10 protein-coding genes are annotated in these 12,549 nt (G+C 47.3%); 4 read left to right on the top strand and 6 right to left on the bottom strand.

Going from position 1 to position 12,549, the window contains the following annotated elements:
• Positions 1-8: 8 nt before the first annotated feature.
• Both uvrC and H6F56_RS08505 read left to right on the top strand, forming a co-directional pair.
• Positions 9-1,913 (top strand): excinuclease ABC subunit UvrC, encoded by a 1,905-nt coding sequence (gene uvrC / locus H6F56_RS08510; RefSeq protein WP_190666788.1) that lies wholly within the window; start codon positions 9-11, stop codon positions 1,911-1,913.
• A 275-nt stretch (positions 1,914-2,188) separates the two neighbouring features.
• A complete protein-coding gene (locus H6F56_RS08505; RefSeq protein ID WP_190666786.1) occupies positions 2,189-3,070 on the top strand; it encodes a lysophospholipid acyltransferase family protein in 882 nt (293 codons plus the stop codon).
• A 199-nt stretch (positions 3,071-3,269) separates the two neighbouring features.
• Here the strand turns inward: H6F56_RS08505 and H6F56_RS08500 are convergent, their stop codons facing one another.
• The 3 genes from H6F56_RS08500 to H6F56_RS08490 form a co-directional block, all read right to left on the bottom strand.
• Positions 3,270-4,022: a sucrose-phosphate phosphatase gene (locus tag H6F56_RS08500; protein ID WP_199312649.1), complete on the bottom strand. Its 753-nt coding sequence runs from the start codon at positions 4,020-4,022 to the stop codon at positions 3,270-3,272.
• 98 nt (positions 4,023-4,120) lie between these two features.
• Positions 4,121-4,852, bottom strand: a complete 732-nt coding sequence (locus H6F56_RS08495; protein WP_190666784.1) for a tetratricopeptide repeat protein — start codon at positions 4,850-4,852, stop codon at positions 4,121-4,123.
• 565 nt (positions 4,853-5,417) lie between these two features.
• Positions 5,418-6,668, bottom strand: coding sequence for a tetratricopeptide repeat protein (locus tag H6F56_RS08490; RefSeq protein WP_190666782.1), 1,251 nt, complete (start codon positions 6,666-6,668; stop codon positions 5,418-5,420).
• Positions 6,669-6,870: 202 nt separating this feature from the next.
• Between H6F56_RS08490 and H6F56_RS08485 the strand changes: the two genes are divergently transcribed.
• Positions 6,871-8,166, top strand: coding sequence for an MDR family MFS transporter (locus H6F56_RS08485; RefSeq protein ID WP_199312670.1), 1,296 nt, complete (start codon positions 6,871-6,873; stop codon positions 8,164-8,166).
• Between the two features lie 141 nt (positions 8,167-8,307).
• Here the strand turns inward: H6F56_RS08485 and hisIE are convergent, their stop codons facing one another.
• Positions 8,308-8,964, bottom strand: a complete 657-nt coding sequence (gene hisIE / locus H6F56_RS08480) for a bifunctional phosphoribosyl-AMP cyclohydrolase/phosphoribosyl-ATP diphosphatase HisIE (RefSeq protein ID WP_190666778.1) — start codon at positions 8,962-8,964, stop codon at positions 8,308-8,310.
• Positions 8,965-9,308: 344 nt separating this feature from the next.
• Between hisIE and hemL the strand changes: the two genes are divergently transcribed.
• Complete coding sequence (gene hemL / locus H6F56_RS08475) at positions 9,309-10,607, top strand: glutamate-1-semialdehyde 2,1-aminomutase (RefSeq protein ID WP_190666776.1); 1,299 nt, start codon at positions 9,309-9,311, stop codon at positions 10,605-10,607.
• Positions 10,608-10,693: 86 nt separating this feature from the next.
• Here the strand turns inward: hemL and H6F56_RS08470 are convergent, their stop codons facing one another.
• Positions 10,694-11,143, bottom strand: coding sequence for a hypothetical protein (locus H6F56_RS08470; RefSeq protein WP_190666774.1), 450 nt, complete (start codon positions 11,141-11,143; stop codon positions 10,694-10,696).
• A complete protein-coding gene (locus tag H6F56_RS08465) occupies positions 11,121-12,344 on the bottom strand; it encodes a sulfite exporter TauE/SafE family protein (RefSeq protein ID WP_190666772.1) in 1,224 nt (407 codons plus the stop codon). The genes H6F56_RS08470 and H6F56_RS08465 overlap by 23 nt, the downstream gene beginning before the upstream one ends.
• Between the last annotated feature and the right edge of the window lie 205 nt (positions 12,345-12,549).

Here is a 12,549-nt window from a genome sequence, read left to right as displayed (position 1 = left end):
TGCCTGTCATGCCATCCACCAAAACGCTGCCGCTTGTTAAAGATCCAGACCGCTTGGAAAGCCGGCTCAAGGAGATTCCGGGGGAACCCGGGGTTTATTTGATGCGAGATTCGAGTGATCGCATCCTCTACATCGGTAAATCTAAGAAATTGCGCTCTCGCGTCCGTTCCTATTTTCGTGACCGGCAGAACCTCAGCGAACGCATCGCTATGATGGTGCAGCAGGTGGCGGAAATTGAATTTATTGTCACGGATACAGAAGCCGAAGCACTTGCACTAGAAGCAAATCTTGTCAAGCAACATTTGCCCTTCTTTAACGTGTTGCTGAAAGATGACAAGAAATACCCTTATTTGTGCATTACTTGGTCAGAAGATTACCCCCGCATTTTCATTACCCGCAAGCGCAGAGCCAGTCAAGCAAAAGACCGCTACTATGGGCCTTATGTTGATGTGCGCCTGTTGCGAAACACCTTGCATATCATCAAGCGCATTTTCCCCCTGCGGCAGCGACCTCAACCGCTGTTTAAAGACCGGCCTTGTTTAAACTACGATTTGGGACGTTGTCCGGGTGTCTGTCAGATGCTGATTTCCCCGGAAGACTATCGCAAAATCGTGCAGAAAATCGCGATGGTGTTCCAAGGAAGAACGCAAGAACTTGCAGACATCTTGAAAGCGCAGATGGAACAAGCCGCAGAACAGCTTAACTTTGAGCAGGCGGCGCGAATTCGCGATCAGATTGGGGGTTTAAGAGCGCTCAATGCCGACCAAAAGGTTTCTTTGCCGGATGATACCGTGTCGCGGGATGCGATTGCTCTATCCTCTGACGCGCAACACGCCTGCGTTCAGCTCTTCCAAATTCGTGCCGGCCAGTTAGTGGGACGCTTGGGATTTGTTGCCGAAGTTCCCACTCCCCCAGTTCCCCTCTCTGCTTCGCCTCAAATCGAATCGGGAGCGATTTTACAGCGAGTGTTAGAGGAACATTATCAAACTGTAGAGCCGGTGGAAATTCCGGCTGAGATTTTGGTGCAGCATGAGTTGCCAGAAGCGGAAATGCTGGCCGATTGGTTAAGTGAACGCAAGGGTCGAAAAGTGACCATTCTTGCCCCACAGCGGCAACTGAAGGCAGAATTGATTGAGATGGTGGAGCGGAACGCTCAGCATGAATTGGCGAGGATGCAAAAGCTGGGGGATCGCAATTCCCAAGCTATGCAAGATTTAGCTGAAATTGTCGATTTGGCAGATTTGCCGCACCGCATTGAAGGTTACGATATTTCTCACATCCAAGGCTCCAATGCGGTGGCGTCCCAGGTTGTGTTTATTGATGGGTTGCCGGCAAAACAGCATTATCGGCACTACAAAATCAAGAATCCTGACGTTAAGGCCGGTCATTCAGATGACTTTGCCAGCCTTGCCGAGGTAATCGGGCGTCGTTTTCGCAAGTATGCTGAAGATCCGAAATTGCAACGGGCCGGTAATCCCGATTGGCCAGATTTGGTGATGATTGACGGCGGCAAAGGTCAACTCTCATCAGTGGTTGCGGTATTGCAGGAGATGAATTTGCTGGAAGAGTTACGAGTGGTGAGTTTAGCCAAGCAGCGAGAGGAAATTTTCTTACCCGGTGAGTCGCAGCCACTCCAAACAGAGGCAGAACAGCCGGGTGTGCAGTTGTTGCGCCGGCTGCGAGATGAAGCGCACCGCTTTGCCGTCACTTTCCACCGGCAGCAGAGAAGCGATACATTAAAGCGTTCTCGCTTAGATGAAATTGCCGGTTTAGGATTTGAGCGGCAAAAGCAACTGCTGGCGCATTTTCGCTCAATTGACTACATCCGTGCAGCCACTCCCGCACAGTTAGCTGAAGCACCTGGAATTGGGCCGCGTTTAGCTCAGCAAATTTACGATTATTTCCATCCGTGAAACGCAACCCAAAAGTGATTTAACCGATGAATAATTCCTCGCGAGTATTTTGCTACAGCGCGGACTTATTTTTAATTGTTATCGGTTTAGGAAGTTTTTCACTCATCTGGGCAAGTTATTCAGTTTTGCAGCGAATGCTGTCTTTCTCTACTTTGCACCTCAACCCTCCTCGGATACGGCTAGAAGCGAAAAAGCAGTATTTTTTTACTTCATAGCCACGTTCGCATTAATATTCTAAACAGTGCAATTTTGGTGTGTGGAGTCGTTAAAACCCCGTGTTAGATTTTTTTGATCTTACGAAAAGTGAGCCGGTAAGCAATAGCCAAAGCTCTCACCCTCGGTTTGATGGTTGGTCATTAGATGAGCGAGATCCTGAAGTCATAAAGTTTTTCCTGCCGATATGGGAATGGCTTTATGATCACTATTTTCAGGTGAAAACTGATGGCTGGCATCATCTGCCGGCAGAGGGGAAGATGCTGGTTGTGGGTTCTCACAATGGCGGCATCATTGTGCCCGATATGTTTATGTTTATGTATGACTGGTTTCGCAGATTTGGTACAGAACGTTTAGCCTACGGACTGATGCACCCAACGATTTGGAAATTTGTACCCCAACTCGCCCGATTAGCAGTGAATTGCGGGGCTGTCGTTGCTCATCCTAAAATGGCAATGGGTGCTCTCCAACGAGATGCAGCCGTTGTTGTTTATCCAGGCGGCGCTGAGGATGCTTTTCGCCCTCACAGTCTACGCCATCAAATTCATTTTGCGGGGCGTAAGGGCTTTATTAAACTGGCATTGCGAGAAGAAGCGCCAATCGTACCGATTATCTCCACCGGCGCTCATGATTCTTTAATTATCTTGGCAGATTTTTATCAGCAAATCCGGCAACTTCATGAATGGGGAATGCCTTGGTTACTCGGCATCGATCCGGTGGTTTTTCCGATTTATTTAGGATTGCCTTGGGGGTTAGGAATTGGCCCTTTGCCGCACATTCCGCTACCGTTGCCCATTCACACTCGCGTCTGTGCTCCCATTGTATTTGATCGCTACGGGCGTGAGGCTGCCGGCAACCGTAATTATGTAGATGAGTGTTATGAAAAAGTCCGCAGCAAAATGCAGCAAGAACTCGACTGTTTAGTTCAAGAATCTAATCACTGAGCTACAAAATTAGCCGAGTCAGAACTTGCACAATAATCTTCAAAAATGAAGGCTGTAGGGGTAAAGCATTCGGAAAGCAATTTATCAAGAATGCCGGCAATTTTCCTATCCGAATGCTTTGCCCTTAAATTTAATGTCGGGCCTCACGTGCCCGACGAAGGAGGCAGGTTTAATTTAAGCTAAGTTTACCGGCATGAGATTACAAAAAGCCAAAGTGATTTAAACCTTCTAAAATGCCACCGGCACAAGAAGCTTTTGCCAAGTATAAAACCTCTGATGCGTTAGCCTCATGCCACCGGCGCAATTCTGACTGGGCATTCCCCACAATAATTCCGCGTTCTTCGCCAACAGCAAACAAAGCAATATCATTACCAGAATCACCGCAAACCACGGTTTGTTTGGCATCAATTCCTAACTGCCGGCGCAGAAATTGCATGGCTAACCCTTTGTCGCCGTGGTGGGGTAAAATATCGAGGTCTTTGCCGCCGCTGTAGATCAGCTTGACATCTAAACCGCGCTCTTTTAACACAGTTTTTAACTGAGGCAGCACTTCTACAGCGGCTTCTTCTGTGAGAAAATAACTGACTTTAAAGGGGCGTTGCTCAGATTGTGGCTGAGGCACAAGATCGGAAAAATGGCTAGTGCTGGCAACCACTAAATCCCGATCCCAGGCTTGGGAAAGGGTGTTTGCCCAGGCAGGATCGGGCGTATCATCGTTGGAATGGTAGATTTCGGTTCCAACAGATGTGACTAAGGCATCCGGATCGAGGAGCGATTTTTCCGCTTTCAGCTGCCGATAACTGGTGAGCGATCGTCCAGTAGAATAAACGATTTTAGTTCCGTGCGCTTGCCGATGTTGACTCAGGTGCTGGTTGAGAACTTCTAACGCGTCGTCATCCCCCACGAGGGTGTTGTCTAAATCGGTTACAAATAGAAACGGTGCCACACTCATAAAAAATCTACTTCTTAGGAATCAACTCAACCTTATATGTTATGGCTCATTGGTTGCCGGCTTCGCACACCAACATCTGGCAACTTAAAATCGCTGCTTTAACCCTCTAAGTTTTTAAGATCCTTGATGATTTTGCGGTAGGCTGTCATGTGCCGGTGTTTCAAAAACAGATTGGCGGCGTGCTGCAAATCTGTGAGGGCTTTTTGCTTAACTCCCAAATCGCAGTAAGTGAAACCCCGATTGTAGTAAGCTTTGGCATAGTCAGGATTGACTCGAATCGCTTGGCTGTAGTCTTCAATGGCTGCCAGAGATTTTCCCAGGAGGCGATGAGCCAGCCCCCGGTTGTAGTAGGCTTTGGCGTAGTAGGGATTAAGATGTAGAGCTTTGTTGTAATCTTCAATCGCACACTGAGCGTCTCCTGTTTCGCGGCGGGCATTGCCCCGATTATTGTAGGCTTCAGCAAAGTAGGGATTGAGCCGCAGCACTTCAGTATAATCTTCGATAGCGCCTTCATTCTCTCCAAGTTCACGCTGGGCGTTCCCTCGTTTGAAAAAAGCATCGACACAGTCAGGAGAAATCTGCAAAACTTCGGTGTAATCTTCAATGGCACCGTGAGGATCTCTCAGTTTGCGGCGGATATTGCCCCGATCAAAGTAGGCGGGAGCAAAATCAGGATGCAGCTGCAATTCCTGATTCCAGTCCTCAATTGCTCCTCTGTAATCTCCATGCTGAGCCTTTTTCATTCCCCGGTAATAGAAAAAGTGACTGTAAATTTCCACAGCTTGTATCTGAGCGATGAGGGTTTTGGCGGTGGATGGCAGGTACACCATTTAATGGGAAGGGGTTCCATTTGGGGGGCATCGCACCGGCAGCCCATACTGCCGGCACTTTGATAAAACTTGCTGGAGGAACGATGTTTTTGCCAAACTGAGATACTCCCTGAGCTATGGCGGTACTTTAATCAATTTTACGCAGCACTCAGGGCAATCCTGTTAAAATCACAATTTGTTGCTGGTTATCGGGTAATTTACGGGCTTATAAAGGTTTTTCCCTCATAAGACCCTTGCCGGTGCTGACTCTAGCAATCCTAAATGGTTTGTCAACGCTAATCATCCTGGTTTTTCTAAAAAATTGGCCTTCTCACCCTCACAATGTTTACAATGGCGGTTTTTAGATAAATGTAAAAAGTGCTACAGTTATTTGAAGAAACAATCTAGCAGTGTTTCTGCGCTTCGTAGATTTTTTCAGGGTGGCATCTACTTTCTCTTCAACGATGCCAGTGTTTTTAAGAAACTCAGGCGATTTACAGATTTTTTTGAGTGTAAATAGAGATTACTACTTAGTGAAATGAGCGATGGCTCTCTGGATGCGGGGTATGGCGACTGTTGCATGATTTTACTGCCGGCGATCACGCTCCAAGTCATAAATCACTTTTTCCCAATACCAATTCTCTGATTTCCCAGGATTTTTATATCTCGTCTGTTCGATTAATCGCTCAGCCGCACTGCGATTGCCATTTAAAAGATTGATGAGTTTCCTTTCTAGTTTAAGGCTTGGTAAGCTTCTCTGATTTTCTCTATCTGCATTGCTAGAACAAGTTGTTGAACTGGGTAAGCTAGAATTGTTCTGTGTCGGCTGCGAATCGATGTCACCTGCCTCTATTGCCGGTAAATTCTTCATTGCCCGATTGTAATTCACCATGTCTCCCTGCTCAAAAAATAGGTTTGCTGCTTTTTGATAATCTTCTAAAGCTTTTCGTTTATCATCTAGCGAACGGCGTTTCTCTCCAAGTTCAGAGTAAGTGATAGCTCGGTTATAATAAGCGTGAGCATCATTAGGCTTAAGTTCTAATGCTTGCGTGAAATCTTGAATCGCTGGCTGGTAAGAACCGAGTTTCCGGTGAACACTCCCTCGGCTTAAATAAGCTTCTGCATATCTCGAATTAATCTTTAAGGCTTGAGTAAAATCTGCTTTTGCTCCCTCATTATCGCTGAGTTTGAAACGAGCCATTCCTCTGTTATAGTAAGCTTTATCGGATTGAGGAGCAAGCTGCAAGACTTGATTGAAATCTTCAATGGCTCCCTTATAATTGCCTATTTTAACGTTGTATAATCCTTGATTGAAGACTTCTTCATCGGCTTGAGAGGAACTACTTTCCTTAGTTGGGTGCTTTTGCCGGCGCTGTAGCTGTTTAAAAGCACTGAGTGCTTGCCGGTAATTAGCCTGATCTTTTTTCTCAAAAAATAGTTTAGCAGCTTTCCGATAGTCCTCAATTGCTCCCTGCATATCGTTTATATCAGCTCGAATATTTCCTCGGTTCATATAAACATTGGCATCGGTAGGATTTATTATAATAACGTGAGTAAAATCTTCAATAGCTTCTTGCTGCTGTCCTAATTTAGCTCGCGCAATTCCCCGCTTGATGTAAGCTTCTACTAAATTGGAATTGACTCGCAATGCCTGAGTAAAAGCTTCAATTGCTCCCGCACAGTCTCCTCGCTTAGCCTTAGTGATTCCCTGGTTGTAATATTGAATTCCAGCTTTTTTTCGCGAGCCGGCGCGGTAATATGCAAAAATCAGTCCCAGGATGAGTGTACTCAGCGCAATGCCTATCCCTATGATGATGAGCGTCGTCTGTGTAACCATAGCAAGCTGGTAAATATCTACTCATAAGGGTGGTATTACCCACGCCGGCAGAAGCAAGGGCCAATTAACATCGATCTATGAGCCTCATTAAAATTTTACCAGCCTTTATTAAAATTAAACCGCTTGCAAAAATTCCCAAATTCTAAATTTATCTGCGGTTAAAAAGAATCTATTGCTGAACTAGCTTTACTCAATGAAATCCTTGCTAAAACAAAAACTTTTCTCGTGGATACCTCAACTAAAACGCCAAGTTTGGATTTTAGTAGCGGGTCGATTACTATCAGGAATTGGCACCGGCTTTACCTTATTTTACGCACCCATTTTTTTTGCAGATCGGGTGGGTTTAACAAAAACTGCTGTGGGAATAGCCTTAGGCAGCGCATCAGTTTCTGGCATTTTCGGGCGCATTTTTAGCGGTTCTTGGGCAGACTCACCGACATGGGGACGCCGGCGCACACTTTTACTCTCGTGTTTGATATGTGCCGGCGCATCATTCGTCCTAGCCTCTGCGAATAATTTCCCCCTCTTAGTTGCCGGTAACTTACTTTTAGGTTTCGGTGTTGGTTTATACTGGCCGGCAACCGAAGCAATTATTGCAGATTTAACCAATGCCGAAACCCGTCATGAAGCTTATGCCATAACCCGACTAGGAGATAGTCTCGGTTTGCAATTTGGCGTAGTTTTCGGAGGCGCTTTGATTTCACTCACCGGCGCTTACCGGCTGCTATTTGTGATTGACGGCATTTCATTCCTAGTCTTCTTTGGCGTCATTTGGGTAGCTATCTCAGAAACTTATCAGCCGGCAGCAAAACCCGCCCCAGAACTGAAATCAACCAACACAAATAAAAAAACAAAATCCAACCAATCTTTCAAAAACGGTTGGAAAATCGCATTGCAAGATCGAGCGCTTCTTGTCTACGTCCTCGTTAACATGTTATTTACCACTTATATCGCCCAAATCCAATCGACTGCACCCCTTTATTTCAGTAATTTTGTAGCCGTTAAAGGTAGCAATCAAGGATTTTCAACAGCAACCATTAGCGCCCTGTTTACCTGGCACATTGCCCTTTTAATTGTGTGCCAGATGCCGGTAGCCCGGTTTTTGAGGCGCTTTAGCCATCCCCAGACATTAATCTATTCAGCAATATTGTGGGCAATCGGATTTACCCTAATCGGGATCACCGGCATCACCACAACTTACCCGATCGCTTGGGCAATGCTAGCACTCGCCGTCTTGGCAATCGCCACCGTTGCTTATACCCCTGCCGCCTCCTCCCTCGTTGTCGATTTAGCCCCTACAACTTTGCGCGGCGTTTACCTGTCTATCAACTCCCTCTGCTGGGCAGTCGGCTACATGATTGGCCCCCCTTTAGGCGGCTGGGCGCTAGATTTGCCGAGACCATTTGCTGATAGCTTGTGGGCGGCTTTAGCCCTGAGTGTCGGCCTCACCATTTTTATTTTGCAGTATCTTGATCGGCTTGTTCCTCAAAGAAAATAATTTCTGCGGTCAATTTTCCTAACCGATGAAACCTTCGCAATCCTCGGATGCCAGCAACCCTCATTCAACTTTACTTTTCTGCTTTTCTCCAGCAACTTGTTATCGATTATTCGTTCATTAGCTCAGCATAATGTTTCTAGATTAGTCAGAGCGCTGGCGCTCATGAAATTTTTGATAAACGGCTCGCAAATCAACTTTATGGTGCGCCAGAGCAACTAACGTGTGGTAAAATAAATCCGCAACTTCGCCAGCGATTGCATCTGGATCGTCATCCTTACAAGCCATCACCACTTCAGCCGACTCTTCCCCAATTTTTTTAAGAATCTTGTTATCCCCACCGGCAAGCAACTTAGCAGTATAAGAACCTTCACTAGGACGATCACGCCGGTTGCAAATCACCTTAAAAACCTGAGACAACATATCAGCCGGCGGCGCTACAATTTGCTCGTCTACTTGATGAAAACAGCTACGTTCGCCGGTGTGGCAAGCAATATCCCCCGTTTGCTCAGCGCTGATCAGCAACGCATCACTATCGCAGTCATAGCGGAGGGATCGCACCTTCTGAATGTGACCCGAAGTTGCGCCTTTATGCCATAATTCCGCACGTGATCGGCTCCAGAACCAAGTCTCTCCAGTTTCCAGGGTTTTTTGCAGAGATTCCTGATTCATCCAAGCCATCATCAACACCGTGCCATCAAGATAATCTTGCACAATTGCCGGCACCAGTCCCTGTTCGTTGTAGCGAATTTTCTCTACAGGGATAGATTGGGATAAGGGCGTCACTTCAGGAGTAGGCATAAATTGATTGTAGGTTTAGTGCCAATAAACACGGGTTCAAACGATACAGAAAACTTCGGGGCGCGTTTGTACTTAAAGATTCCCGGCCACCGGACAACTTATTCTACTATACTTAGACCCACTAAAGATATGTAAAGAATATTTAAAGTTTAAAACACGAAAGTTGATTATAAAATAAAACAATTCTGCAAAAATGTAGCGGGAATGAAAGCGGGTTTCTCGTGCCGGCGCAACCCTAAGCCATCATTCATCAAGCCTGTGACTTTGCGTTTAATAAAACAAAACGGTAGGGTGGACAGCGCCGTCTGCCCTATATTAAACAATACTGATAGAGGAGATAAATTTTGATTACCACAAGCCTGAACACCACCAAATCAGAAGAAATTTTTGCAGCCGCCCAGAAACTCATGCCAGGGGGCGTCAGCTCCCCAGTCCGTGCCTTCAAATCTGTTGGAGGACAACCCATCGTCTTTGATCGGGTCAAAGGCGCTTATGTATGGGACGTTGACGGCAACCAATATATCGACTACGTCGGCACCTGGGGGCCAGCAATTTGCGGTCACGCCCATCCAGAGGTGATCAGCGCCCTACACGATGCCCTAGAAAAAGGCACAAGCTTTGGTGCCCCCTCCGTGCTAGAAAACGTGCTGGCAGAAATGGTAATCGACGCCGTTCCTAGTATTGAAATGGTGCGCTTTGTCAACTCCGGGACAGAAGCGTGTATGTCTGTCCTGCGCTTGATGCGGGCTTTCACCAGCCGCGACAAAATCATTAAATTTGAAGGCTGCTACCACGGACACGCCGATATGTTCTTGGTCAAAGCCGGCTCCGGGGTGGCCACCTTGGGCTTACCTGACTCTCCCGGCGTCCCTAAATCCGCAACCAACACCACCCTCACAGCGCCCTTTAACGACTTAGAGGCCGTTAAAGCCTTATTTGCCGAAAACCCAGATGAAATTGCCGGCGTCATTTTAGAACCCGTTGTCGGCAATGCCGGCTTCATTGTCCCCGATGCCGGCTTCTTAGAAGGGTTGCGCGAACTGACCCAAGAAAACGGCGCATTGCTCGTCTTTGACGAAGTCATGACCGGCTTCAGAATCGCATACGGCGGCGCTCAAGAAAAATTCGGCGTCACCCCCGACTTAACCACCCTCGGTAAAATCATCGGCGGCGGCTTACCCGTCGGCGCTTACGGTGGACGCAAAGATATCATGTCAATGGTCGCCCCCGCAGGGCCAATGTATCAAGCCGGCACCCTTTCCGGCAACCCCCTCGCCATGACAGCCGGTATCAAAACCCTAGAATTGCTGCAAAAACCAGGCACCTACGAGCAGCTTGACAAAATCACCAAAAAACTCGCAGATGGCTTAGTGCAAATCGCCCACGAAACCGGCCATGCCGCCTGCGGAGGACAAATCAGCGCCATGTTTGGCCTATTCTTCACAGGCGGGCCGGTTCATAGCTACGAAGACGCCAAAAAGTCAGATTCAGGCAAATTCAGCCGATTTCATCGCGGAATGCTAGAACACGGCATTTACCTCGCCCCCTCCCAATACGAAGCAGGATTCACCTCCCTCGCCCACACAGACGACGACATTAACCGCACCTTAGCAGCAGCACGGGAAGTTATGTCCAGTCTGTAACATCAGTCTTAGCCGGGATTGAGAGATTAGGGAATTAAGAATTTTCTTTCGTCTAATCTCTTAATTCCGGCTTCTGTTTCTGACAGTTAACGGCTGACATTAACCCGATATTTCATCTGAAAAGCCCGAAAATCCCCCGCAACCTTAGCAGATCCGCTGAATTCTAACTCATAAGAACCGGCCTTCGGAAACACAACATCAGCACCCGGAATTCCCTTATATCGTTCAGCATTAATACTTTTTAAAACCGGCATCATCAACGGCTTAGCATTAGCAGCACGCGGCAACGAAAAGATAGCCAACTGACAATCACACTTCTCCAACGGTATCGTTGCGCCACCCTTGCGAGTCAGCGCAAACCAAACCTTAGCCGGCTCTCCAGCTTTCGGGTTATGATTCGGTTCCAAATGAAAAGTTGCAGCAACATCCCCAGAAATTTCAACATTATGTGCCAAAGCCGGCAAAATCAGAGCCGGTGCAGAAGAACACAGCAGTAAACCCACTAGAAATTGACTAGCGTTGAGACGGTGGTGCATAAAATCTTTCTAAAAATAGAATTGACCAAAACAGGCGCAACCGCACCAGCAATACAGCCAGTGCAATCGCTCCCAGTAAAGCTGCATTCAGTTTACTGCCCCAAGTCCATTCCAACGCCCCCAAATAATGGGAACCCAGCAGCACAGCATGACCGGCACACAACACAAACGCCGGCACACTTAACAGATGCAACAGTCGCCAGCGTGTTCCCAAATAACTCACAGCACGGTCAAAACTGGTGAGTGCTAGCGGGATCATCAATACCAGCGCCAAAATGCCGGCCCACATTCCCGCCTGATGCTGTTGCAACATAAAGGAGACAGCGTCAAAATTCCAGTTCAGCGTGTGCTCCATCATGTGAAACGTGTGAGCCACCGATAGCACAAACGCTCCCACACCCAAAGCGCGACGGTAGCGTAGGGGTGCCGGCCACAATCGACTGATGGGACGGGCGATCAGGGCTAAAAGCAGACACAGCAGCGCCGCATGGCCGGTATAATCTACCATTTCATCCGTCCGCAGCAACGTGAGGATGCCAATCGTAAGCGTAACCCAGCCTCCTAGCTTAAAGAGTTGGCTGCGCCGGCTTGCGCTCAATCTCGATGCGGAAACGCCCACACCGAGCATACTTGGCATTGTTCCCAGCCCAAACGCCAACATGGTTGCCGCACCCATCCAGAGGTTGCCGGTTTCGGCGGCTTTAATTTGGGCGGCATAGAGAAAACCGCAAGGAATTAAACCCCACACCAGTCCTAATAATGCCGGCGTCCATCGGCTGTTTTGTGTGGAGAGGTTGAGCATTGCTTTTTGAAGCCGGTTGTGCCAGTTGCCTTCTGCCAGTGGATGAAACACCGGCAGACGTGGCAAGAGTTCTGGTTTAATTTGCACTAAACCAAACCAGACGAGTAGGATGCCGGTGAAAATGGCAATCAGTCGGCGCAAAACGCTACCAATGCCGGCCAATTGACCGCTAGCTATAACGGCAGAACCTAATGCCCCAATAGCGGCACCTACTAAGGCATAACTAACAATTCGTCCGAAGTTTAATAGGAAATGAAAATAAAATTGTTGCTGCCAACTAGGCTGAGTTTCTGACTTGCCCGACAGAGAAAATGCCACAGTTAGGGGGCCACACATTCCTACACAGTGGCCAAAACTGCCAAGAAACCCCACAGTCATGACTAGCAGCAGGTCTATCATTATAATTTTTGCAGCATTAAGAGAAAGCTGGTGGCAAAGTTTTATTTTTTAACCGCAGATGCACGCAGATAAACGCAGATGTGGCAAAGGTTGATTTTTTAAACCGCAGATAAGGTTAATAGTTTGATGTCATTGGGTATGGGGACTTTAGATTTTTACTAGAGGTTGATTGTTTAGATGAAAAGACAAATAAAAATCAATAATT

It is taken from the genome of Microcoleus sp. FACHB-672, assembly GCF_014695725.1.
Taxonomy (GTDB): Bacteria; Cyanobacteriota; Cyanobacteriia; order Cyanobacteriales; family Oscillatoriaceae; genus FACHB-68.
This window is presented reverse-complemented; position numbering and strand designations above follow the sequence as displayed.

Coding starts and splice junctions, on each gene's coding strand:
- H6F56_RS08490 (WP_190666782.1), bottom strand. CDS start 6,668: ATGGTTACACAGACGACGCTCATCATCATAGGGATAGGCATTGCGCTG.
- hisIE (WP_190666778.1), bottom strand. CDS start 8,964: ATGCCTACTCCTGAAGTGACGCCCTTATCCCAATCTATCCCTGTAGAG.
- H6F56_RS08495 (WP_190666784.1), bottom strand. CDS start 4,852: ATGGTGTACCTGCCATCCACCGCCAAAACCCTCATCGCTCAGATACAA.
- H6F56_RS08470 (WP_190666774.1), bottom strand. CDS start 11,143: ATGCACCACCGTCTCAACGCTAGTCAATTTCTAGTGGGTTTACTGCTG.
- H6F56_RS08465 (WP_190666772.1), bottom strand. CDS start 12,344: ATGATAGACCTGCTGCTAGTCATGACTGTGGGGTTTCTTGGCAGTTTT.
- H6F56_RS08500 (WP_199312649.1), bottom strand. CDS start 4,022: ATGAGTGTGGCACCGTTTCTATTTGTAACCGATTTAGACAACACCCTC.
- uvrC (WP_190666788.1), top strand. CDS start 9: ATGCCATCCACCAAAACGCTGCCGCTTGTTAAAGATCCAGACCGCTTG.